Here is a 22,185-nt window from a genome sequence, read left to right as displayed (position 1 = left end):
CTTCTCGTTTTTCACCGCAGATCCGAAAAAGTCCAAAGTCGGCAAAAATAATGCAATCTCTCATCGGACGCTTGCTTTCGTTTCAGCCTGGGGTCAGGATACTTCGACGCTGATGGAGGTTATTTTATGAAACGTTTTATATGTGTGGTCGCAACGTTATTTTTAAGTACCACGGCACTTGCAGCAGATGAACTTGTAATCAATGATTCACCGCTGACATTGGTCTTGAGCGACCATAATCAGGCTCGAGTTTCATCCTGTGCCGATTTTATCTCTTTGCGGAAAGCAGGTGAAACGGTCAAAGAATTACCAGAACTTTCAGACCCTGATTACCATACTGCTGAAGATGCTTTGTTTTCATGCTGGCTAAAGGCATACACGATTGAGCACGGCATGTCGCCAGTCAATGCAAATAAACCAACGCTGGCCGATGTTCTCCAGCACTTTCCCGCCAGTTCGGCTTATATCGTAAGTAATGAGGAGCATCAGGATGTAATGATGCACTACGCGGATAAAACGATTGCCGACTATACACCCGACCTGAAAGCGAGGGACGATCGGTTAGAATCCGTCGCCAGCTCTACCGGTTATGTTCTGGATAATTACTATTCTTTTGCGGATAAAAAAGGAAATCTTCTCAACATCGTCGCTCTGGTAGGTTACTCCATTGGCGGCACGGCCAGTGACAAGGTGTTCTATCGTGTTGATGATATGAACAATCGTGTCTGGAAGATCACCAGGCTTGATGAAAACAGCCCGTTGTGATTATAAAGGCGCTCAGAGAGCGCCTTTATAATTGATTATTTCTTTTTGCCAGCCTGTTGTAATTGTGCTTTGGTATCGTTGTTACGTTTTTCTCCGATACCCGTCCGGTGAGACTCATCCGCCGCACCATTCCAGTCACCACGATTAATTGCGGCGTTAAAATTCGGGAAATCGTTCTTTAGCTTAGCGATGCCCAGATTGAAACCCATATCTACCAGTGCGGTTTTTCCTTCATTCGGGAAATTATCATAACCAGAGTAAAGACCCCGTAAGCCTGTTTCTGTGGTTTGAACGTCTTTAATACACTGTCCGATAACAGCATCATTTGAAAGGTGCAGGCTGGCAGGAATAGATTTAGAGTCCTTTTTAAAGTTATTAAATGCAGAAGTAATATCAGCCTTCGAAACGGCCTCTTCGTGCTCCATATCGTCACCATGCCCATGCGTAATTTTCGTTCGGGTAAATGGCAACCCAGCGGCCATATCAGCTGTGGCCAGCATATGGCCGATACCTACCGTAATATTACCAGCCGTATCTTTATACATGCTGTTTTTAAAGCCTTCATGATCTTTCAGATTATTAACGCACATTGTCATACGCGTACCGTTATAATCTTTCGTGGTAGCAATATTAATCGTTGTTTTATCCGTGATCCCTTCATGACGATTACCGCCATTACCGCCAGAACTTCCGCCATAGCTGGAAGAGCCCGCATTGCCATCATAACTGTGAATTGGACCATAAGGTGTGTCATGGTCATTCCAGCCTGGTCCCTGGTTTGAGTCTTCAATACCCATGTGAAAATCCTCTTTGACGTTAATAAAACCGAATCAATTAACTGTATATGTATACAGTAATCGTAGGTTACGCCTCAAAATGTTCCTGTGTCAACAATATGGTTTTAGTTTTTGATCCGGGTGTTGAACTATCATCAATGAACACTTACTCTGTTACAAAACACATTAATACAAATAAATTAATGCAATTTTCGCAATAATGTAAATTAAACAATTATCTGTAAGTATTTTTGCAATATAAGCATTAATATTTTTCTTCTTCTGCGGAGATCCGAAAAAAGGTTGTTCCGGAATCGGGTAACACAGCCGCTAAAAATTTTCTTCTACTGTGTTACCGACATTCCCCTGATACCCGCAGATAATGGCCGTGACAGCAAAACTGATGAGGAAAAAAGATGAAATTCAACCCTGCCTGTACTGCCACTGATGTGATGGGGATACTGAAATCATACCGTGACGATCTGCTAGAAAAGGAGTTGCGAAAGCCCTTCTGGCCTGTGCTCGAAAGGCTAATTTCACGTGATACAGAGATGAATCAGGTGTGGAATGACATCGCGCGGCATGCGCTTACCGGGGAACAGTGCTGGAATCTGCTGGAACAGATATTCTTTGCCGGGGCCTACGGAACTGGTGAGCACCACACACGCCTGAAGGCTGACCACTCAAGACTAGCTGTCCTGAATGAGGGTATTGCCGAAAAGGCCGCAGAACTCGGCAGAATGCTGACTGAACGGGAAGATATTCTTAACCGCAATGAATTTGACATTGAACATACAGCCCATATCGTCGATCTGATTGATGCAGCCTCCAGCCAGAACGGACATTACCGCTCTTTTTTGCGTGAAAAGCTTCATGGACTTCGCACCCAGTTCGGTTGCAAATACTGGCCTTCGCTACAGCAGCTCCTGCAGGTGACGGCGAAAGAAAATCCCGTGGTAGTTTTCATGGACCGGAGCGATGAAGCTATCGTCCATGCACGAGGAGCGGCGGTGCCGGATTTCCTGCGCCGGCTGTTCAGTAATTTGCATGACATCCGGGTCATGAAAGGGGACTTGCGCACAGCACACATTTATTTGCCGACTAATTTTCGGCTGACTGACGCAAGTCTGGCGACCTTGGCCTCTGTTTCCCTCGATCTCGATGAGCCTGTCACCGTGGACAGTGTCAAGATGCTGCGTACCAGATTATATGATGCGGGTTATCCGGGAGCCTGGGCGACTCCCGTTACGAACAAACCGAGGAAGTCAGGCATCAGTGTGTGAAAACAAACGTGCCTCGGAGCAGGACTAAGGTTTTTTGCGCAAATGGTTCGATGCGAAAAAGGAGCTGTGACGGGCAGGATCAAGGAGTTATTAACTCCGTGAGGAAAACGCAATGAAGAGAACACGTCAGGAAGTCGAGGCCCGCTGGCTGACTAGTCGGGCACCGGAGCAACGCACGGTGAAGAAGCGCTGAAATTCTCGGATGAATGCTGGACAGGAGGACTGCAGCTTGAAGCCAGCCAGTCAAGTCACTATCAGCACACATTATGGATGTGGTTCTCCGGTCACTGACTGACGGGTAAAAAAACCTGTAGAACTGATGTTGTATTGAACAACATAGATTGAATATAGAAGGCGTGGTACGGAGGCCATATTGATGGTTCATTTTTATCCATTATATATCCTTTTCTAGATAATAATTATCATGGTGACCTGCCCCCAGTATTAGATACAACCTTCAGTTAGTAATGTCGGTTGATTTTTCTTCATGCTTCCCGTTTCGCCAGCCTGCTGCAAATTCAGATGGCGTCTGGTAATTCAGCGATGAATGAGGTCGACACTCGTTATAATCCTGCCGCCAGTCATTAATGATTTTCCGGGCATGAAGAACATCGCTGAACCAGTGCTCATTCAGGCATTCATCCCGAAAGCGACCGTTGAAACTCTCAATAAATCCGTTCTGAGTTGGCTTGCCCGGCTGGATTAAGCGCAACTCAACACTATGTTCAAAGGCCCATTGAACCAGCGCGCGGCAGGTAAATTCCGGGCCCTGATCGGTTCTTATCGTCTCAGGATATCCACGAAACAGCGCAATGCTGTCCAGAATACGCGCGACCTGAATACCTGAAATCCCGAAAGCGGCGGTGATCGTCAGACACTCCTTCGTGAAATCATCCACACAGGTCAGGCACTTAATCCGGCGGCCGCTGGCAAGAGCATCCATGACAAAATCCATCGACCATGTCAGGTTCGGCGCATCCGGGCGAAGAAGCGGAAGCCGTTAAGTCGCCAGACCCTTACGGCGGCGCCTGCGTTTTACACCCAGACCGTTAAGGTGATAGATGCGGTAAACGCGCTTGTGGTTGACGTGAAGGCCCTCCCGGCGCAATAACTGCCAGATGCGCCGGTAACCAAACCGGCGGCGTTCAAGTGCCAGCTCTGTGATGCGTAGAGACAGTTGTGCGTCAGCAGCCGGACGCTGAGCCGAATAACGGCAGGTTGAAAGTGACAGACCAGCCAGCCTGCAGGCACGGCGTTGCGACAGACCCGTTGTCTCACACATGACTTCCACGGCTTCCCGCTTCTGGTCTGTCGTCAAAACTTTCGGCCCAGGGCCACCTGAAGCGCCTCCTTATCCAGCATGGCTTCAGCGAGTAGCTTCTTGAGACGAGCGTTCTCCTCTTCAAGTGACTTGAGCCGCTTCACTTCGGGGACTTCCATGCCACCGAACTTCTTACGCCAGGTGTAGAAGGTGGCGTCTGAAATGGCATGCTTGCGGCAGAGTTCCCGGGCCGAAACCCCGGCTTCAGCCTCGCGGAGAATACTGATGATCTGTTCGTCGGAAAATCGCTTCTTCATGGGGATGTCCTCATGTGGCTTATGAAGACATTACTAACATCGCGGTGTATTAATCAACGGGGAGCAGGTCAGTAATTCTGATATACCAAAGCCTAGGCCAAACATTAGTCTAGTTAAAGCAATTATGCAGCTTAGCAACTGGTTCTTTTAACAGGATTCCGGATCCTGGAAAGCGGTAAAACTACAAAGTATCTAGCCGTCCTTAGGGGCGGCTTTTTTTTATTCGCCACCCAAACAAAAAAACCGCCTTAAGGCGGTCTTTTTGTGCTGTTCGGATTCGCGGTCTTCACAGCTAAGCGAGGAAGGCACCTGCAGAGGGGCATTTTTTTAATGCAAAAGCAACCGCCAAAAAACACAAACCCCGCTTGATGGCGGGGTTTCATTTGGTGACAGCTGTTGTACTGTTGTTAGGCTGCTTGGGCCGCACGATGGTAATCACCGGAGCCGATGAAACTGACAGGGCTACATTGCCCGCTGAGCGCATCCAAAGCGTCCAGTACAACATTCTCAGCGTCTGAAGGCAGCTCAAGATCTAACGCATCATTCAGAAGCTCGTAGGCGAGAGAGCCGCCTGAACGACCGTATGCCTCAACCATAGAATTGCACAGAACAAAGATAGCCTGTCGGTTTGCACCGTTCGCAATAATTTCATTGAGCGCTTTCGTGTATTTGTCTTTATAGTTGATCTTCATCATTTAGCACCTCCCAAAGAGGTTTCGTTTCTTCTAGATGTCGCTGGTAATCTTTAATGTGCATATCATGCTTTGGGACAATCATAGCATGTGTTTCAGAATCCTTATAGAACATTAAATGCTCGTTTTCTTCAAGGATCCCTGATGCAATTGTGAAGCATACGAGCTTTCTGGCTGGCTTGAATAAGTGCTCTGGGATGTTTTCTTTTGGCGGCACAGTCAATGACAGCCCTTGAGCCAAATGAATGAAGTGACCATCTTCGTTAAGAACCACATCGACAATCTGGCCTTGTTCTATCTTTCCTTCTAACCCTGTACGAACCGTCAAGCAATCACGTTCGCCAACAATGACAAGAGGACGATTCTCATCATCTGACTTCATCATTCGGAGGTACTTAATTGGCGTTTTCGGATCCATGATTATGACCAGTATAAATTGGGTAATGTATTCTGCCTCAGCTGCTTACACGTAGCAATAGGGGCTATGACCTGCATCCCTTCGGTACCGTGTAGTGCTTCACGGGCTGCTTTTTAAACACAGCATTCAAGGCATCGCTCAACCGCCTCTTAGAAAGCCCGGAAGACCGTCGAAACGCTATAGCCGGTTTCCTCGGCGATCGTGCGGTGCGATTTATGAATGAAGTTCCTTGTGTGGTGGCGATCAGTCCCGGCTCTCATTCACCTGGATAGTGACCGGCAGGCCTGCATCAAAACAGGTCTGATACCAGCTGGCCACCTGCAGGGGATCGCCCTCTTTTATCCGGCGTATGCCGCTTGCCGCTGGCATCCGTCAGCTCCAGGCAGGTGGTACCATCCAGACGGATCACGTAGGCCGCTTCCCGCAGGGAGTAATGGCCATCACCCAGCTGCAGCTCCACAGCGTCGCCGACAGCCGTCTGGCGTAACGGCAGACGCCGAATGTCTGTCAGCCGTTGTCGTGCCATTTCAGCCTCGCGTTCTTCCTGGTAGAGCAGTTCTGCAATGCCGCGACCGGCCTCCGTCAGCTCGACGGCCAGCAGCAGGTTCGGGGCGCGCAGGGTGCGCAGCCAGCCCGCGTTTTGACACCTTACGGATACAGTCTTCCTCCCAGGCCGTCCGGTCATAAACCGGTTTCCCGTGATGCATGAGCTTCTGTCCACGAGTATCGGTTTTGTCGCGCTTATTCTGGCGTATCCAGGTCTTGTCACCGATATAACGAGGTAAATCAAAGATCCAGTTGGTATCGGTTCGCCAGTGTCCGGCAGCTCCGGGCAGTCGGGCATGGCGAATACTGTAATCAATGGCGTTACGCAGCGTCACCTCAAGGCAGTGCATCAGCGGCTGCATGGCGGCGGAAACGGCTTTGTTCCAGTTATATCCGCCCAGTTATTCACCAGGTTTCAGCTTCATCACGTCGGTGTAAATGTTCAGCCGCCCGGCCGAGATATAGTCTGCCAGCTGCATACAGCCCTCCCGGGCTAAACTGAGGGTCAGATTGACGGTCGTACCAGTTACTGGTAGATTTACCCCATCAAGGCGCGGATTTCTTCGGACCCGTGCGTTAAAGTTAGTACCGGAAAAGCCATCCCTCGGGATGGCTTTTCTCGTTTCAGATAAGTGGATCGTTTTCAGCCTGCAGAGGCTCAAACCGCATAACCTTTATCATCGTGTTAATTTCGTCAAAGAACTGCTGTTCACTAAACCGCCAGAAAATGGTGCGGTGCAGTTCCCTCAGCAGCGGTGTCATCCCACGCCGCGCGGCTTCGGTGAAAAGGGCGAATTACAGTGAAATTCCGTGTAGGATCACTTCTGCATTCCGGTAAACCTCGGCCCTCAGCGTCAGCAGCTCATAACACCAATACCCTGTAGCGAAAGACGCCTGGTGCAGAAAACTATCCACAAACCCCGCGACAAAAACCATGCCCGCAGACTGACAGGCACTCGCTCGAACTCTCGCATATTATTCGCCACCAGGATATTACCAGCCGCGACGGCGGGCTCTGCAATCGCTGTGTCTTTCGGTCGATCGGTGTCTCAGCGGCTGCCAGTGCCGCCTTGTTCTCCGTGGTAGCATCCACGGCAGCACGGCATCAAAGCGCGTGCAGAGCGCATCAACTGGCTACCCGTGGTTGGGGGAAGTATTCTCCTCGATGCCCCGTCTTTAAAAGGGATTTGTCAATTTCGTACCATTTTCCCTTAGTCGTTATCAGAAGCGATTTTTCTTTAAGGAATTGTTGACTTCGTTGATAAGCTCGGGATATTTCCCTTCCTTCTCAATGCTTTCAAGCCTTTGCCGCAGAGTTTGCTCTTCTCCAAGAAATTCACTGAACTGCGACAGTTTCAGTGCCTGGTAACGTCCGGTTGCCGAGTTGGTCCCTTTGTAGCGAAGAAGCAGAAGTAACTGCAGAAAGTCCTCATCTCTTCTGCTCCGGGTTTTCATCCATTCCCGTATCACCTCGACACCACTGATATCGCACCATGCCCAGATATAGTCGGTCAGGGAAGACATTGACGGTAACTGGCTGGTAGTCACCGGACTGTTCAGTCGGTGGGCAAGTTCTTCACAAAGCCCCTTAAGTCTGTCAGGCGGCAGCCACTGCTCCAGCTCGCCCGGCGCGAGGTTGCCGCGAAGCCCGTGCTGCCACAACAGATGCCGGCAATACTCTGCAATCCATCTCCAGGCTCGGCCGCAGAGAAGCAGCTTGCGCAATGTCTCAAGCGCGTGTTCCGGTTCTGTTTCGTACATACGCTGTAATAACCGATCGGCCACGCTGTTAGTATCCAGCTCGTACAAAGAAAACCAGCTGTTCAGAGCCAGATACCGGTCGATCATTTCATCGCCGTACTGAAAGAAAAACTGTAACAGGCCCTGACACTCTGAAGCGCTTCTTTGTGAAATCACCGGCGTTGTCAGTTGGCTGAGGATATGCTCAAACCAAGTCCGGGATGAAATCCCCTTACCATTAATCCTTCCAAGCAGTTCATCCGACAACTCCGTCTGTTTTTTGCCAGTGGAAGCCAGGCCGAATATCTTGTCAAAGTACTCAGGGGGCAGGATATTTTGCGGAGATGAAAATGCAAAGTAATAGCGCCAGTAAGCCTGACTTCCCAGCCTCCTCTGCGTCGTCATCAGGCCTTTTTCTATGTCGCTCAGCTCCCTGAAAAGCTTGATGGGATGATCCCCTATACCACCAGAGAGACCCGGAACCCAGTTCCTCAGCAGATAGGCGGAATGAGCCTGTAAAGGAAAATAGTGAGAAAGATGTTCAGCCAGGCTTTTACTCAGGGTTTCTTGTTCTTCCTTACTAACACGCCCGTCACCGGATTCCACGATGGACCGCTCAGTCAGATACTCCTCCACCCAGTCACAGAGACCTGGATTAGTGATACGTAACAAATGCAGAAAACATAAATCCGGCAAATAGACATAGTCCCGGATCCCTGAATAGTGAAAGCGCAGTGCATTGAGAACCAGCTGTACTTCCCGTGGGGTTTTCAGAGTGCTTCCATAGATGTCAGCCACTTGTTCCAGATCACTGAGGAGCCCAGTATCAGGTGAAGCACCGTTAACTGAAGAGTAAAGTTCGATTGCCCCTTCAAGGAGCTCTCGACGTAAAACAAATGACTCAGGGCGTGGCAGACTGAAGGCGATCTGGACAATTTTCTGCAGATACAGCCTGCCATCATCCACCCCTAACCCGCGGGAGATGGCCTGTGCCAGAACAGCTTTGTCATAGCAAAGGATGTAACGGAAACGGGGAAAGTCGGCCACCGATTTAACCAAGCGGATCACCTCGATGGCCTGAGCCGGCTCCAGTCGGTCAAGATCATCCAGCAGAATGATGAAGCTGAGATCAAGTTCGGCTATTTTATCTGCGATTTGACTGCGTAACTCAGAAGAAGACAGTGATTTTTGACTTAACTGTACTGATGCCAGCGCTTTCAGAGCTTTACCTGCATTTGGTGCTCCGACAAGAGCCGCAGCTTCAGCGACAGGAACCAAATGACGAGCCGTTGCTTGGGCATATCGCAAAACTTTATCTGCCGTTGCTGTCAGCTCCTTTCGTCTTTTCAGTTGCCGGAGAGACTCCTCTGACATACGCTTTTCTTCTTCTTCCGCAATAATTCCTGCGACCGGTATCAGAAGCGACTCCACCAGACTGGTCTCGCTGCCATCAAGCCAGGGAGAAATATTCAGCACAAAGGTGTTGTCTTCCATTTGCTCATCCAGAGTCGAGCGCAGCAGGTTCAGAAGGCTGGTTTTCCCCGATCCCCATACACCTTCAATACCAATGACAGCGCTCCCCTCCCGACCAATCGCCTGGATAGATTTGGCAAGTTGTGTTGCGACATGGCGGAATCCATAACGATCCTGCTCATAACGGGTGACGGACTGATCCAGTCGCATCGCTTTATTACTGGTCATATCACAAATCTCCGTACAGGCCACGCAGCCCGGTCAGGGCCTCCGCCAGCGTACCTTCAACACAATGCGTGGTAAGTTCCCGGACCAGCGTCTCAAAGGCCTCCGACGGCAAAAAAATCCGCACCCCGTCAATACCAAAAAATCCCTCCGGCATCACACTGCCCGGCGGAGAGAACATCACCCGCTCCCCCTGATGACCGTGCTGAAGGGCTTCCGGGTGACGGGCGTACAGGGTGAGCAGGCCCAGCAGTTCAGAAAATGCTACCCAGCCGCAGGGGAACACAAACTCCTTCCCGGTCAGAATCATATGCAGTTTCGGTGTCCTGTACAGCGCGCCTGGACGCTGCCCCGCCGGGAGCCCGTCGATCTGAATATCGAGGCGCAGCGTACCGGCTTCAATAGTCTGCGTCACGGCCGGGATGAGCGGGCGCATATCCTGCACCAAGGCCTCCACCTGGCTCTCGGTCCGCTCCAGCCCGTACAGAACCAGCGGAAAAATTTCCCTCAGTCTGGCCTGAGTGAAACTCCCTGTCAGCACGGAATCCGGAAAATCTGTCAGTTCCAGACAGCCACTTTCCAGCGGGCGCAGCAGTTGTTCGGCGGTGGCATGGTCGATGACCGGGCGCAATCCGGCCAGAAACCGGTCATATCCTGCCAGCAGATCCCCGTCGTGCAGCCGGTAGGTACCTCGCAAATAATGCTCGTCCCGCACCCTGTCCTGTTCCACCTGCCAGGTAAGAAGCTCCCGGACGATCTGCAGCAGCGTGCTGAGTGCCGGCCGGGTAACCAGGCGGTGGCGTCCGCGCAAGTAACCCTGTCGGGCGCTAACCAGCATAAACCTCAGTTCGTCCCGGGAGACCGGCTCCCAGGACACGCCGGCGACTATCTTGCGATACAGCTGCCGGGCCGTGGCATCCGGATCGGCGACCAGCTGAAAATAGCCGTCACCAGCAGCGGCCGTTTTCAGGCCGTCATCGAGGAAGCGTTCGGCCAAGGCGTTGACGGAAACATTTTCTGCCCCTGCCCTCGCCTTGAGGGCTCCGATCAGTTTTTTGTGAAAACGCAGGTTGAGCTGGCTCAGCATCATTGCTACTCTCATCTTTGCTTTGATATTTATGCTAGCATAGCACAGGAAAGGATGTGTATTTTTAAGTGAATTGATTATTTTAATGTGTGATTAATCATTAAATAGTAAATGTGATGCTGGAGATGCTATATTTTCATCTTTTCTTTCTCATTTCTGCAGAGATCCGAAAAAAGTAGAAGCGGAAAAGGTGCGCCTGCCGTTTGTTCACTGTCAGCAACTGGTACTACATACTGGGTTCCAAATAAGGCGACTGGAACAACATATTAATCCGTTTATATATGACAGAATGTTTCTGGATTTGCATCTTAATGCTTCTATAGTGGGAAGACTTCTGGAATGGCATGGAAAAGGAAAAATGACGGTAGGATCGCGCTGGTACAAATTTGATTTTCATAATCATACCCCGGCCTCACATGATTACAGAGTTCCGGACATTACGCCCAGGGAATGGCTTCTTGCCTACATGCGACAGCAGGTAGATTGTGTTGTCATTAGCGATCATAACAGTGGGGCCTGGGTTGATTCGCTGAAAGATGAACTGGTGCGGATGTATCAGGACGCAAGTGCCGGTTACATTCCGGACTTTCGACCGCTGGCGCTTTTCCCAGGAGTGGAACTGACGGCAACCGGTAACGTTCATATCCTGGCAGTTTTGCACACGAACAGTACAGGTGCCGATGTAGAAAGGCTTCTGGCCCAGTGTAACAACAACTGCCCTATTCCGCGTGATGTCCCTAACCATGAGATTGTTCTTCAGTTGGGGCCAGCCGGAATCATAAGTAACATCCGTCGTAATCCGGAGGCAATCTGCATCCTCGCGCACATTGATGCGGTTAAAGGCGTTCTGGTAAGCCTGACTAATCAGGGAGAACTGACAGCTGCTTTTCAGGCCAATCCCCATGCAGTGGAGATTCGCCACCGTGCAGAGGACATTACTGATGGTACACATCGACGTCTGATTAAAGATTTACCGTTGCTCAGGGGCTCAGATGCACACCATCCCGAACAAGCCGGTGTCCGTACCTGCTGGCTGAAGATGTCCTCACCTGATTTCGACGGTCTTCGGCATGCACTGCTCGATCCGGAAAACTGTGTGCTGTTCGATCAGCTTCCGCCAGAAGAACCTGCTTCGTATTTACACAGTCTGAAATTCAGAACACGCCTCTGCCATCCTGCGAACCAGGAGGCGGCCACAGTGGAATTCAGTCCGTTTTATAATGCTGTTATCGGCTCCCGGGGCAGCGGTAAATCCACACTCATCGAAAGCATTCGCCTGGCCATGCGTAAGACCGAAGGGTTAACTGCGACGCAAACTAAAAAGCTGACCCAGTTCAGTCAGACGGGGATGGAGGCTGATTCATTCATCGAATGCGTGTTCCGCAAAGAAGGTACCGATTTCAGGCTCAGCTGGCGCCCCGATGGTAATCATGAATTACATATATTCAGCGAAGGCGCGTGGGTACCTGATAGTCACTGGTCAGGCGATCGTTTTCCACTCTCGGTTTACAGCCAGAAAATGCTCTATGAGCTGGCTTCGGATACCGGGGCATTCCTGCGTGTCTGTGATGAGAGTCCTGTGGTTAATAAACGGGCCTGGAAAGAACGCTGGGATCAACTGGAAAGGGAATATCTCAATGAGCAAATCACCTTACGTGGCCTACGCTCTAGGAAGGTGAGTGCTGGCACATTGCAGGGGGAATTATCCGACGCAGAGCGTGCTGTCAGCCAGTTGCAGTCAAGCGCTTATTACCCGGTTTGCAACCGTCTGGCCCGGGCCCGAGCCGAACTGTCTGCTGCATCCTTATCCCTCGAACGCTACGAGCAGCGCATTTCAACTATTCAGGCACTGGCGGATAAGCCGCAGCAGGCAACCGCAGCTCCGTCAGATCCGTCCGGTCCATTCACAATATTTATGGAGCGCCTGTTATCTGTGCAAGAGCAGTATGATCAGCGTCTCAATGCCCTGTTGTCAGAATGCGTTGCAGAGCTCGCTGTCATCAGGGAAGAGCAAAGTTTTGCTTCCCTCGGGGGGACTGTGCGCGACCAGGAAGCGAACGTAGAGCGTGAGGCCGTTGCTCTGCGGACTCAGGGGCTCAATCCCGATATCCTTAACGAGCTTATGGCGCGCTGTGAGTCTCTGAAAAACGATCTTCGAAATTACGACGGCCTTGAAGAGGCAATCACCTCTTCTGTGGCAAGGTCTGAGCAATTGCAGGCTGAAATGCGTACCCACCGGATGACACTGACGGATAACAGAAAGGCATTTCTTTCTTCTTTGTCGCTTCGCGATCTGGAGATCAAAATCCTGCCCCTTTGTGCCCCATATGAAGACATTGTTTCAGGTTATCAGGGTGTTACTGGTATCAGCAATTTTTCCGAACGCATTTACGATAACAATGACGGTAGTGGATTACTGCAGGGCTTTATCAGCGAACGCCCGTTCAGTCCGTTGCCCGCTGCTACAGAGAAAAAATACGCGGTACTGGATACGCTAAAAGCACTGCACCTCGATATCTGCCTCGACAGGCCGGGCGCGGGGACAGAGCTGCATGGTAGTTTCCGAAATCGACTTAAAGGACTTAATGAATCACAGCTGGATGCCCTGCAATGCTGGTATCCTGATGATGGTATCCACATCCGTTACCGGACGCCTGGGGGACAGATGGACGACATTTCGTCTGCCTCACCGGGTCAGAAAGGGGCCAGTATGCTGCAGTTCCTGTTGTCTTATGGTAACGACCCGCTCCTGCTTGATCAACCAGAGGATGACCTTGACTGCCTGATGCTGAGCATGAGCGTGATCCCCGCTATCATGTCGAACAAAAAACGCCGGCAGCTGATTATTGTGTCGCATTCTGCTCCTATCGTAGTCAACGGAGATGCAGAATACGTTATCAGTATGCAGCATGATCGTACAGGCCTCTACCCGGGACTGTGTGGTGCGCTTCAGGAGGCACCGGTGAAGGCTCTTATTTGCCGGCAAATGGAAGGCGGCGAAAAAGCCTTTCGCTCACGTTATGAGCGTATTCTCAGCTGAAGAATTGAATAATTCTCATGATGACCCGGTTACCAACGGCTGGATAAACGACTGGTTACAAAAGCTGCCCGGAGATGAAGGATCTGGATGCCGGGGAGCAATCTTTGTAAAAAAAGAGTAACTCTCAAAATGGAAAACGGAATGAGAACAAAGACAAACTGTGTGATGATCGCTTTATGTCTGGGAGTGTCATTTTCTGTCGCAGCAGAAGGAATGAATTCTTACCTTGTAAAATATGGCCAACAAGTCGGAGTGGCGTCTGAAAATAATAAAATAAGATACCTTAAGGCGTACCAGACAACAGCATCACCACTTAATGCATACCGGGTTGATTTCAATACAACGGCAGAAGAACTGATGTCAGTGCCTGGTGCTGATACAGACGCTGTTGCGAAAATGAAAAATCTGGCCATCACCAAAGCATGGGAAACCAGGTTTTGTACCCCGGATCTGAATAATGCAATGATCAGATCGGGTGTGGACATGGTGAGTGGATTTTTATTATCTGACAACAGAACACAACATGTAGCTGTATGTTTCAAGAAAGTCTCTGATTCACAACAGCAATCCTCCTCAGCCAGGAAAGTAACGGGGATCTGGTATGATGATGTTGGTTCCCCCGATTACCTTAATGCCACCCTGACTATTTACCAGGAGGGCGAACGTTTCTATCTGAAACGTGTTAACGGTGACGGTAGTGGCGGAGAGTATCTGCTGACCAGAAAGGGGCAAAAATTCATTAAAAATAATGATAAGTTCGGTGCATTTTATCTTATCAGAAATAACAAGCTGGAGATCTATAATAATAATGGTTTCATCCGTGATGCAGACATAAAAAGAGAACAATAGCGCCATTGCTGCTATTTTTTAAGCACGGTTATTTTATTATTCCAGGGAAGATTCCTGCCCAGAACTATTGATGGGAAAAATATGAAGAAAAACCCCGGGTTTCAAACCCATTATGACAATCTGAAAGTTTCTCAGGACGCGCCTTATGAAATTATCCAGGCCGCCTACAGGACACTTGCAAAGAAATACCATCCGGATCTGAATAAACAGGATCCTGAATGTGCCCGCATAATGAAAATTATCAATGAATCGTATGTCGTTCTCTCAGACCCTGAGAAACGGAGACTGCATGATTCCTGGATTACTAAAGAGAAATGGCGAGTACGGGCACTGGAAAATCAGGAAGCAAGGGAAATGCAAGAGACAGTTTCTCAGGATACCCCTGTCCGGAATATCCGGCCGGCGCCTCATATTAGGGAGCCTGATTCCTCCTCACTTATTCATTTCTTTAAGCAAATGGGGATATCATTTGCAAAAAGGATATTGATAGTGGTTGTTTTTTTCGGAGGGTTTTACCTTTACGACAGCAGTAATTCTGTCAGCAGTACATCCGGAGAAAAGCAATCAGCGCCACAGTCTTCCGGCGCCTCATGTTCTTCTGGTGTCTATACATATACCAACGGGCAGCCATGGCCACAGAATGCCACCGTTCTCGCCTACAATGATCAGCAGAAGGGATTATCCACTCTTGAACTGGATAATTCAGTAAACAATCAGTATCTGTTTGTCCGCCTGGTTTATGCCAGTAATAAATTCACTCATAACGCGGTCAGAGAAGCATTCTTACCCGCCCATCAGAAACTGCTGTTCACAAGTGTCGAGCCCGGTCGCTATGCAGTAAAAATAAAGGATATAGTTACCGGATGCAGTCAGATATCAGAAGAGATGCTTTTTACTGAGCAGACATCAGGTCGTGAAGTTAGCTACACAGAAGGCTCACTCACTCTGTATCCAGTCAGGAACGGCAATACCCATTTATCAGAAATTACAGATAGCCAGTTCTGAAAGGGCTTTGGAGACAGGTGGTTGCACTGACGGATTGTGAAATCACGCTGAATTGCGACGGGTTTAACTGGCATTTGTCAATATTTATTATGATGTATTCAGAGTGGCCTGAGGCATTTACCGCCTCAGGCGTTTACTTTCAGAAGTACGAAACAGAAACCAGGAAGGGTGGCGGGTGATCTCACTGTGACTGCGGCAGGCTCCCAGGGCTGCCTGAATAAGACTTGCCGCACCGGTGGCTAGTGCTGAAACCGACGGTGCACCCATGAACCCCAGAACGGCTGGTAAGGCGAGCAGGGCGGTATCCTGCAGACTCTGCCGTTTCCAGGCACTCAGTTTCTGTCGCAGCTCCTCCAGCCCCTCATCGGCGATACGCTCCCGGAAACGCTGCTGCAGCAGGCGGATGGCTTCGGCGCCGGAGGCCTGTTCCATATCCAGAGCCGCGTCGCGCAGCGAGCGCCTGAACGCAGTCACACTCGGCTCATAATCTGTGCGGATCCGGAAGATGTCCTCAAGCGACAGGTCATGAAGAAACGGAATGTCAAGCTCTAGCATCCGGCGAGAAAGTCTTCCGGATGCGTCCAGCTTTTGCAGGATTTTGCCCTGAAGTGGACAGCGGGTAACAAGTGAGGCGCCGGTCCGGGCTGACTGACTGATATCGGTAAGCAGCCCGTGATAATGAAAGTAGATACTCCGATTAATGGCTCCGCGCACCCACCGATCATACCCTTTACGGCTTTCGTGTTTACCGCGGGTGATCCTTGCCCTGAATGTACCGTCCTCTTTCACTTCGACTGGCTGCATTTCCTGGTACATATACGCATTAGTAAAAGGGCTAAGGCAGTCCCGTAGCTCCAGCATGATTTCGTCCGGCAGCGTTTTTTCTGACACAAAACGGTAATGCCCCTCGTCGCTCACCCGACTTATACCCCGAACGGTGAGGCTGCGCTCGTAAAGCTGAGCCACTGCAGGGGGCATCACGCCGTTAAGGAAATGTCTGTCGGGATTATCCTGCAGGAGTTGCATTTTACGCACCTGCTCCTGCCGGGCTGATTCACATGGCGTGAAGGCAATAAAGCCGGCCTGAATCAGCACAAAATTATCCTTAACGAAGCGCACAAACTTCGCCACTTCAGTTCGGATGCCCTGTAGCCTGTCGGTCGTACGGCGCTGTACCAGAAGGTCAGTAGCCACAACCATCTCCACATTGTCCATACGTAAAGCCGCCTCTTCGAGGGCATCGGTCAGAATTATGCGTTCGGCAGACAGTAATCCAGGGCGGTAAAGTGCCAGTTGATCGTGGCGGGCAATCCACAGGCTGAGGAGAGATGCTTCCGGGGGATGCCACTCACCGCGACTTGCGTTAACCCCCTGCAGATAATCTTCCAGGGCACTCCGCAGTGCGTCCTCACTTAGTGCAGCATAATCCGCTGAAAGAAGCCTTTCATCCCAGAGGATGCTTTCCGTCAGGGACGGCAGGTTATTGTACATATGTGTCTCCTCACAGCTCCCCTTACAAGGCGCGAAGCTCTGCCGTTACCCGTGTCGCTCCAGGCGTGGCCACCACCAATAGAGCCGTCTCCAGCTACAGATATTCGACCTACGTCATGGCGATGTGGATTCCGTCCAGTTCCACTATCGCCCTGTTCCCTTCGTCAAGGGAATATACAGCGACACCAGGCTGTCATGGCTTCTCTTCTCGTGCTTGACCTCCAGACACCCACGCTCCTGCATCGGCTGTGGAAAACAGGGTATCACTGACCGTCTTCCCTCAGCTGTACCTGAACCTGGAAATCGTCCTTTCCGTCAGGGGTGAAGCTGACAAACGAGCCGTGCTCACTATAATAGACTGCAATGTTTTGTTCCTGCTCTGACAACGATGAATATAACCTGCCGTCCAGGAAGTGCAGAGATTTCCTGTATTCTTTATCTTTTTGATTCCTTTCCTTTTCTTCCCGCTCCTTCTCTTCCTCCGTGAAGGCTTCGGACCAGCCAAAAAGATCATTGAGCAGATTATTCTCCAGATCCCGTTTAAGCACCGAACGGATAGCATCCCTGCAGACGTTGCTGGTAAAAGTCTTCCAGAGCGGAGAGTGACGCTCTGCCATCTCATTAAAATTTTTGGAATGAATACCTGCCGCAGGCCATTCCTTTGTTACCTCCGTCCAGACGTCGCCAGCAAGTCTTTCCCAGACCGTTGCTTTGACTGCCATCGAGGCGAGAATGTCGTTATCGGAGATATTGCCGATCCCGGTCTGGATCGCCAGACGCAGCACTTCCACCTCTTTTACTGGCTGTTGAGTCAGGGTCACGCAGCGGACATAGAGATCATCCAGCTGAGCAGCGGTAGCATCGTCAATGTGTTTCGTAGGCATGATTACCTCTTATCTGAGAATATATATCATTTATATAATGATGCTTATAACAACAACTTATAATCTTATTTTATGAGTTTATTAGTTTTGTGCTTTCAGCATATCATGAACAAATTTATGTGCAAGATACTCACAGTTATAAATGACCTTCCGGCTTTTCTTTTTTAATCAGATCCGAAAAAAGTAAGTTCCGGATCTCCATGCCCTCTCTGGCGCGCCGCGACCCACTGACACAAGATGTGCCACTCCGTCAGCTGCGTTTTCTTCTATATGTTGTGTTCCTCCCCTGCCCCCTGACCGCCCGATCACCCCCATTAAAGGGCGATGTGGTTATTTCGTGTGCGTGGTACACTTCCGGAAATCCGTTAAATTGCAGTAAATCGGATCAGGCCGGAATGGTCATCCGGTAATTTATCAGCGTGACTGTTTCTCTGCTTATTATGTGTGGTTTTCTTTCGTTGTGTACAAAATGAATCATTGCGTATACATTCATTCTGCTCACGGTAAATCAGGCTTCATGTTTACTATCCTGACTATTTACCGAATCTGAATACGTTTTGCACAAGGAAAGAGTCATGGCGAAGATCCAGGCCAGAAATGTTGACGATGCGCTGTTTGCGCGCATTGAGCAGTCAGCAATGAAAAATGAACGTTCCCTCGAGGGGGAGATCCGGATTGCCCTCCGGGAGTATTATCAGCCCGTGGTTCAGGCCGGGCCCGCGATGTCTGACAGGGAGCGCTGGCAGCATGAAACGGGCAAGCGGCTGAAGTGGTTGTTCAACCGGCTCATGGCGGACAATTACTTCCGGGAATTTGCCGGAGCCAGACCGCCGGACACGTTTGACCTGGTCCGCTTCGGCAGGCAACTGGATACCTCGCCGGGTGTGCTGATGGATATCATGGAAGGACGCCAGGAGCTGTCCTTTACGCTGGCAGATACGATCGCCCGGAATTTTGATGCCTCGGCGGACTGGCTTCTGGGTGAAAGCGGGCAACCTTTTCCGTTTGTCCGCCTGGGCTCTGCGGGGTACAGGGAGTTTTTCTTTCCCGTCGGCAGTACAGGCGACCACACGTTTGAGTTTCTCAGAATAGCCGGCGGCAGGCATGACGGCACCCTGATCATCCTGCGTCAGGATATACAGACGAAGCGGGTCACACCCGGCGTTGTCACGGAGAGTTTTTACCTGCGCAGCGGCATGGGAAGCGGCGGATACGGCAACCTCAAAAGGTTTCTCCTCTTTCTCAAAACAGAAGGTGCACGGCTGTCCATCAACACTTATGACTGGACGCCGGAGCACCCGGATTTTGATTTCTGGACGGTCATCGGCCAGCATCATCACGTCTATTTCCAGGACTCGCCCCGCCGTTCATCGGCCCGCTGGCTGCAGCAGGTACTCAACGGTGAAGATCCGGGAGAATGGTTTCAGGGCGGCTGGACACCGATACTGAAGGAAGTGGCTGCGGCCACCGGGCCGGATACGGCTTCCGGACATACTGACCACCAGGATGAATGATCCGGTACAAACGTCACGGGTTGGGATGTTTTGGGCTTACTGGCCAGAATTAAGAACCCGGGGAACTGCTGAGGCCGAAGGTGAAATTCAACAGGCTGACAGGAAACAATATGGACAGAATCAGTGAAGAAAGACAGACAGGCACAGACGTGATGAACGTCGCCTTCCACACCATGCGCAAGTACGGCATGAATATCATCACCGCCACGCAGCATATGGATATTAATGCTTACGTGAAATCCGACCCGCGGATGCCGAGAACGCGGCTGCGCCGCTACCTGGGGCAGTATGGCCTGCGCGGTGAGGCGCTGAGCAGGGAGGTCAGACGTATCGTTGCGGGACCTGAGCGACGCGACAGCACACTGAAGGACGGGATTTACTATACCTGGCCTTATGGCTGGGAGCCCTGTGATTTTACGCCGATGATGCGGCGCATTTTTCGCGGGAAGCGGACCCGCCATGTGATGATGTTTGATGAAATGCCAGCGCTGTTTGGCAAATAAAGCACTGGTGCGACTTAAACAGCAATACGCGGACACGGAGGATAACAATCAATGATGCCGGCATTACCAGGTCAGGGCATTTCGTTTTCAGCTGCGCAGCTGCCGGTGGCCATCGATTACCCTGCTGCCCTGGCCCTGCGCCAGATGGCTCTCGTTCAGGACGAACTGCCGAAATATCTGCTGGCGCCCGAAGTGAGCGCCCTGCTCCATTACGTCCCCGATCTGCACCGCAAGATGCTGCTGGCCACCCTCTGGAATACTGGTGCCCGCATTAACGAAGCGCTGGCGCTGACGCGGGGAGATTTTTCGCTGGCGCCACCGTATCCGTTTGTGCAGCTGGCCACCCTTAAGCAGCGCGCCGAAAAATCCACTCGGACGGCCGGGCGGTTGCCAGCAGGCACGTTGCCTCACCGACTGGTGCCGTTATCGGACACCCAGTACGTCAGCCAGCTGCAGATGATGGTGGCCACGCTGAAAATTCCGCTCGAGCGGCGCAATAAGCGAAGCGGCAGAACTGAAAAAGCGCGTATCTGGGAGATCACCGACCGGACGGTCCGCACGTGGCTGAATGAAGCCGTGGATACCGCTGCGGCCGACGGTGTGACGTTTTCTGTGCCAGTAACACCGCACACGTTCCGCCACTCCTACGCCATGCACATGCTCTATGCCGGTATTCCCCTGAAGGTGCTGCAGTCGCTGATGGGTCACAAGTCAGTGAGTTCAACGGAGATCTACACGAAAGTGTTTGCGCTCGACATCGCGGCACGGCACCGCGTGCAGTTTGCGATGCCGGAAACTGAAGCGGTGGCCCTGATGAAACAGCTCCCCCAACGATAACGCGAGCGCCGTGCTATGGAAAATAACTCAAGTTATGCTGTGGCTTTCGCAATAGTGAACATTTTTATGGCTCCCTGCGCTCATCGGCGGGAGCGATTATGGGGACTTATGAAGCCTAATTCGCAGAAACAAACGGTGAGCCGGTCTGGGCCCGATGGGGTATATTTATCGATTACTGTGACGCCGCATCCGCTATATCACATAAATGCGCTATCACCGGCGGCCTAAAAATTGACTGTGGTGTGCAGGGCATCATCTCTCAGTCAATACATGGAACGCGTTACTCGCCTAAAGTGCATGCCGCAGTCAATATCAGTGTTTTTTCGTATAACATCCCATACAACAGTCAATTTAATGCGTGGAAGCATGAAGGATAAAAGAGTTAAATTGACTGCGCTATGCGTGATGCGTATCACAGTCAATAACGAAGAATAAGAGCATACCGCAGTGAATTTTTGCGTACTACAGTCAATTTTCAGGCTTCATACTGGTGAGCGCTTCGGCCAGCTTCTGAGGATCGATACCCGCGGCTTTCAAAGCCTTAATGACCTCATCATAGTTCTGCTCAGGAGACTGCGCCTCTTCCTCTTTGCGAGGCGACTTCACAGTACTGCTGATCAGTTTCGGGTTGCGATAATGCACGCTGAAATAGGCTGCCCGTCCGCGTTTGAATTCGGTGTAATCCAGATACCCAATATCCCGCAGTTGCTCCATCGCTTTGCGAACGGTATGGTTCTGCGTGTACACGTTTGAGGTAAGATTCAGCCGATCGCGCATACGTTTCATGGAGATTGGCGCCGGGTTCTGAGGCAGGCTTTCGATGTAGGTATACAGGGCTTGAGCAGACTCTTTACGCTGCAGGGCGTCGATCGCCTTCAACCGCAGCAGCACCCGCCGGTCCATGTGGTAGAGCTCGAAGAGTTTGGGCTCGGCCTTGATTTCCACGATATCTTCGTTGATATCATAGTAAGCCGACTGCACCAGGTGTGTGGTCCAGCCCTTGGTGTCATTCTGGAACTTCAACGTGACGGTCGCCAGTTTGAACAGGGAGTTGCTGATACGGTCGCGCATTTTTTTGTTTGAACGCCGCGAATCGAAACCACACATCTTAACGAACTCAACAAAAGACAATTCTAGCGTGTCTTTTTTTACGCCATACTCTGACATGGAGCGAATGATCCCAAGCCAGACTTTAAAGTCCGTGTCCATGTCCAGACGCGATCCTGTGATCCTGACGTCGGTGTACCCTTCACTCTTCGCGATAGACAGCTGTACAAGCTCCTCAGTCGCATCTGTGACGTTTTTACGGTTAGCCTTACTCCTTCCTGTCGATTTCAGCGTAGGAACAAAGAGACCAAGCCTCATGAGCGCAACGGGTTGAACGGTACTGGTGCTGTTGACATCCAGCTTAACAACTTCACCGGTTTTCTTATCAACCTCCTGCAGATTCAGAGGTAAGCTATTATTTTCGCTCGTCAT

The 22,185-nt window shown here is 50.8% G+C and carries 17 protein-coding genes and 3 pseudogenes; 9 read left to right on the top strand and 11 right to left on the bottom strand.

The features are described from left to right. Positions 1 to 126: 126 nt before the first annotated feature. The gene (locus ACE3MN_RS26890) at positions 127 to 765 is read left to right on the top strand and encodes a hypothetical protein (protein WP_142446369.1); all 639 of its coding nucleotides are present in this window, start codon (positions 127 to 129) and stop codon (positions 763 to 765) included. A gap of 35 nt (positions 766 to 800) precedes the next feature. Here the strand turns inward: ACE3MN_RS26890 and ACE3MN_RS26885 are convergent, their stop codons facing one another. Next, positions 801 to 1,562 (bottom strand): glycoside hydrolase family protein, encoded by a 762-nt coding sequence (locus ACE3MN_RS26885; RefSeq protein ID WP_142446370.1) that lies wholly within the window; start codon positions 1,560 to 1,562, stop codon positions 801 to 803. A 395-nt stretch (positions 1,563 to 1,957) separates the two neighbouring features. On the opposite strand from ACE3MN_RS26885, the gene ACE3MN_RS26880 reads away from it, so the two are divergent. Beyond that, complete coding sequence (locus ACE3MN_RS26880; protein ID WP_185927444.1) at positions 1,958 to 2,824, top strand: hypothetical protein; 867 nt, start codon at positions 1,958 to 1,960, stop codon at positions 2,822 to 2,824. 457 nt (positions 2,825 to 3,281) lie between these two features. Here ACE3MN_RS26880 and ACE3MN_RS26875 read toward each other — a convergent pair. The 4 genes and pseudogenes from ACE3MN_RS26875 to ACE3MN_RS26860 form a co-directional block, all read right to left on the bottom strand. After that, positions 3,282 to 4,402 (bottom strand): annotated as a pseudogene (locus tag ACE3MN_RS26875) (IS3 family transposase). A 407-nt stretch (positions 4,403 to 4,809) separates the two neighbouring features. Further along, positions 4,810 to 5,097, bottom strand: coding sequence for a hypothetical protein (locus ACE3MN_RS26870; RefSeq protein ID WP_225373448.1), 288 nt, complete (start codon positions 5,095 to 5,097; stop codon positions 4,810 to 4,812). Next, positions 5,078 to 5,512: a hypothetical protein gene (locus ACE3MN_RS26865; RefSeq protein WP_042015176.1), complete on the bottom strand. Its 435-nt coding sequence runs from the start codon at positions 5,510 to 5,512 to the stop codon at positions 5,078 to 5,080. The genes ACE3MN_RS26870 and ACE3MN_RS26865 overlap by 20 nt, the downstream gene beginning before the upstream one ends. Positions 5,513 to 5,755: 243 nt before the next feature. Beyond that, a pseudogene (locus ACE3MN_RS26860) lies at positions 5,756 to 6,155 on the bottom strand (hypothetical protein); the annotation flags it as partial. A 512-nt stretch (positions 6,156 to 6,667) separates the two neighbouring features. Here ACE3MN_RS26860 and ACE3MN_RS26855 point away from each other — a divergent pair. Continuing rightward, positions 6,668 to 6,862 carry a hypothetical protein gene (locus tag ACE3MN_RS26855; RefSeq protein WP_042015175.1) on the top strand — a complete coding sequence of 65 codons (195 nt, stop codon included), beginning with the start codon at positions 6,668 to 6,670 and terminating at the stop codon, positions 6,860 to 6,862. 146 nt (positions 6,863 to 7,008) lie between these two features. Here the strand turns inward: ACE3MN_RS26855 and ACE3MN_RS26850 are convergent. From ACE3MN_RS26850 to ACE3MN_RS26840, 3 genes and pseudogenes are all read right to left on the bottom strand, one after another. Continuing rightward, positions 7,009 to 7,160, bottom strand: a pseudogene (locus ACE3MN_RS26850) (VapC toxin family PIN domain ribonuclease); the annotation flags it as partial. Between the two features lie 119 nt (positions 7,161 to 7,279). Further along, positions 7,280 to 9,499, bottom strand: coding sequence for a P-loop NTPase fold protein (locus tag ACE3MN_RS26845; protein WP_375364408.1), 2,220 nt, complete (start codon positions 9,497 to 9,499; stop codon positions 7,280 to 7,282). A gap of 1 nt (position 9,500) precedes the next feature. After that, positions 9,501 to 10,583, bottom strand: a complete 1,083-nt coding sequence (locus ACE3MN_RS26840; protein WP_225373458.1) for a transcriptional regulator — start codon at positions 10,581 to 10,583, stop codon at positions 9,501 to 9,503. 358 nt (positions 10,584 to 10,941) lie between these two features. Here ACE3MN_RS26840 and ppl point away from each other — a divergent pair, with 358 nt between their 5' ends. The 3 genes from ppl (at position 10,942) to ACE3MN_RS26825 (ending at position 15,477) form a co-directional block, all read left to right on the top strand. Beyond that, positions 10,942 to 13,623: an anti-phage protein Ppl gene (ppl, locus tag ACE3MN_RS26835; protein ID WP_375364407.1), complete on the top strand. Its 2,682-nt coding sequence runs from the start codon at positions 10,942 to 10,944 to the stop codon at positions 13,621 to 13,623. A gap of 87 nt (positions 13,624 to 13,710) precedes the next feature. Continuing rightward, positions 13,711 to 14,472 (top strand): hypothetical protein, encoded by a 762-nt coding sequence (locus ACE3MN_RS26830; RefSeq protein WP_375364406.1) that lies wholly within the window; start codon positions 13,711 to 13,713, stop codon positions 14,470 to 14,472. Positions 14,473 to 14,553: 81 nt separating this feature from the next. Further along, positions 14,554 to 15,477 carry a J domain-containing protein gene (locus ACE3MN_RS26825; RefSeq protein ID WP_225373452.1) on the top strand — a complete coding sequence of 308 codons (924 nt, stop codon included), beginning with the start codon at positions 14,554 to 14,556 and terminating at the stop codon, positions 15,475 to 15,477. Between the two features lie 117 nt (positions 15,478 to 15,594). On the opposite strand, the gene ACE3MN_RS26820 is transcribed toward ACE3MN_RS26825, so the two are convergent. Further along, on the bottom strand, positions 15,595 to 16,968 hold the full coding sequence (locus tag ACE3MN_RS26820) for a hypothetical protein (RefSeq protein ID WP_042015169.1): 1,374 nt from the start codon (positions 16,966 to 16,968) through the stop codon (positions 15,595 to 15,597). A 263-nt stretch (positions 16,969 to 17,231) separates the two neighbouring features. Next, positions 17,232 to 17,852, bottom strand: a complete 621-nt coding sequence (locus ACE3MN_RS26815; RefSeq protein WP_042015168.1) for a hypothetical protein — start codon at positions 17,850 to 17,852, stop codon at positions 17,232 to 17,234. A 575-nt stretch (positions 17,853 to 18,427) separates the two neighbouring features. Between ACE3MN_RS26815 and ACE3MN_RS26810 the strand changes: the two genes are divergently transcribed. From ACE3MN_RS26810 to ACE3MN_RS26800, 3 genes are all read left to right on the top strand, one after another. After that, positions 18,428 to 19,366 carry a FitA-like ribbon-helix-helix domain-containing protein gene (locus ACE3MN_RS26810; RefSeq protein WP_064349895.1) on the top strand — a complete coding sequence of 313 codons (939 nt, stop codon included), beginning with the start codon at positions 18,428 to 18,430 and terminating at the stop codon, positions 19,364 to 19,366. Between the two features lie 110 nt (positions 19,367 to 19,476). Further along, a complete protein-coding gene (locus tag ACE3MN_RS26805; protein ID WP_163556868.1) occupies positions 19,477 to 19,869 on the top strand; it encodes a hypothetical protein in 393 nt (130 codons plus the stop codon). 51 nt (positions 19,870 to 19,920) lie between these two features. Next, positions 19,921 to 20,706, top strand: a complete 786-nt coding sequence (locus ACE3MN_RS26800) for a site-specific integrase (protein ID WP_110277161.1) — start codon at positions 19,921 to 19,923, stop codon at positions 20,704 to 20,706. A 468-nt stretch (positions 20,707 to 21,174) separates the two neighbouring features. On the opposite strand, the gene ACE3MN_RS26795 is transcribed toward ACE3MN_RS26800, so the two are convergent. Further along, on the bottom strand, positions 21,175 to 22,185 hold the full coding sequence (locus ACE3MN_RS26795) for a RepB family plasmid replication initiator protein (RefSeq protein WP_064349902.1): 1,011 nt from the start codon (positions 22,183 to 22,185) through the stop codon (positions 21,175 to 21,177).

Origin of the sequence: Klebsiella grimontii (assembly GCF_042137965.1) — a bacterium.
Lineage (GTDB): Bacteria > Pseudomonadota > Gammaproteobacteria > Enterobacterales > Enterobacteriaceae > Klebsiella > Klebsiella grimontii.
Note: the sequence above shows the minus strand (reverse complement) of the source record. Positions and strands in the feature narration are given on the sequence as shown.